The sequence below is a fragment of the Oleiphilus sp. HI0125 genome, assembly GCF_001635355.1.
The window spans coordinates 1-1,756 of record NZ_LWGF01000137.1 but is presented as its reverse complement, the minus strand read 5'-3'; the positions used below and the strand labels follow the sequence as shown (position 1 = coordinate 1,756).

Annotated in this window: 1 pseudogene; it reads right to left on the bottom strand. The window is 48.0% G+C overall.

Features of this window, described 5'->3' with window-relative positions:
- Positions 1 to 60 precede the first annotated feature (60 nt).
- Positions 61 to 1,756, bottom strand: a pseudogene (gltB, locus tag A3762_RS28145) (glutamate synthase large subunit); the annotation flags it as partial.

The following is a 1,756-nucleotide window of genomic DNA, read 5'->3' as shown; positions in this document are numbered from 1 at the left end:
ATCTAAGCAGTGCTGAAGTTATTCAGATTAAAGTTGCTCAGGGTGCAAAACCTGGTGAAGGTGGTCACCAGCACCTTCGACTACTGCTACAGCACCGGAGTTACGTACACCAAATCGCTCACCAGCAGTACCTGCAGCAAACATCTCACCACCGGTTGCACCGTATAAACAGGTGTTACCGACAATAGACGTTTCTTGAGTCTTAAATACACTTCCTACTGGCGGACGAATCACAAGACGACCGCCGGTCATGCCTTTACCGACATAATCGTTTGCATCACCTTCTAGATCCATGTTCAGGCCGCCAGCATTCCACACACCAAAACTCTGGCCTGCAGTACCATTAAGCTTGAGCGTAATTGCTTGTTCGCTCATACCTTGGTTACCGTGACGTTTAGCGATTTCGCCAGACAGACGAGCACCAACTGAACGGTCACAGTTAGTCACGTTGAAACTAAATTCACCGCCCTTCTTACCTTCAATACTTGGAAGCAATTCCTCAACCATACGCTCCGCTAACAAGCCTTGATCGAAAGGCACATTACGCACGACTTCGCAGGTGTGCGGCTTATCTTCTGCTACCCCACCATCCGATAAAATAGCGCTAAGATCGAGTTGCTTCTGCTTGTCAGTCGAGCCTTCTAATGCTTCGAGAAGATCTGTGCGGCCTACGAGTTCTTCAAGACTACGAACACCTAACTTAGCCATCCATTCACGCGTTTCTTCAGCCACAAAGCGGAAGAAATTCATCGCCATTTCGACAGTGCCTTTAAAGTGCTCTTCTCGCAGTTTTTCGTTCTGCGTAGCAACACCTGTTGCACAGTTATTCAAGTGACAAATACGGAGGTATTTACAACCTAGAGCCACCATCGGCGTTGTACCGAAACCGTAGCTCTCAGCACCCAACATCGCAGCTTTTACAACATCAAGTCCCGTTTTAAGACCACCATCTGTTTGTAAACGAACGCTACCACGTAAGTCGTTACCGCGAAGCGTTTGATGTGCTTCGCTCAAGCCTAGCTCCCAAGGAGAGCCTGCATAACGAATAGAGGTCAATGGACTAGCAGCAGTACCACCGTCGTAACCCGAAATAGTGATTAAGTCAGCGTAAGCTTTTGCAACACCAGCAGCAATCGTCCCGACACCTGGCTCAGAAACAAGTTTCACAGAGACAAGCGCATCGGGATTAACCTGCTTCAAGTCGAAGATCAATTGAGCCAGATCCTCGATAGAATAAATATCATGATGAGGCGGAGGAGAAATCAACGTCACACCAGGTACAGAATAACGAAGCTCTGCGATCAAGTCGTTGACTTTACCGCCAGGCAACTGACCACCTTCACCAGGTTTTGCACCCTGAGCAACTTTAATCTGAATAACTTCAGCACTGCTTAGATAATGCGGTGTAACACCAAAACGACCCGAAGCAACCTGCTTGATCTTAGAACGTTTAACAGTTCCATAACGCGCGACATCTTCGCCACCCTCACCAGAGTTAGAACGGCCACCTAGAGTGTTCATCGCAACAGCTAATGCTTCGTGTGCTTCAGGAGACAACGCCCCCAAAGACATCGCTGCAGAGTCAAAACGCGGGAAGATATTTTCAACTGGCTCTACCTCGTCCAAGGAGATAGGAGAAATACCTTGCTTCAAACCAAACATATCACGCAATGTAGCAGCAGGACGATTATTCACTAAGTCTGCGTATTCTTTGTAAACACCATAATCGCCGCTCTCAACCGCACGCTGAACCGTG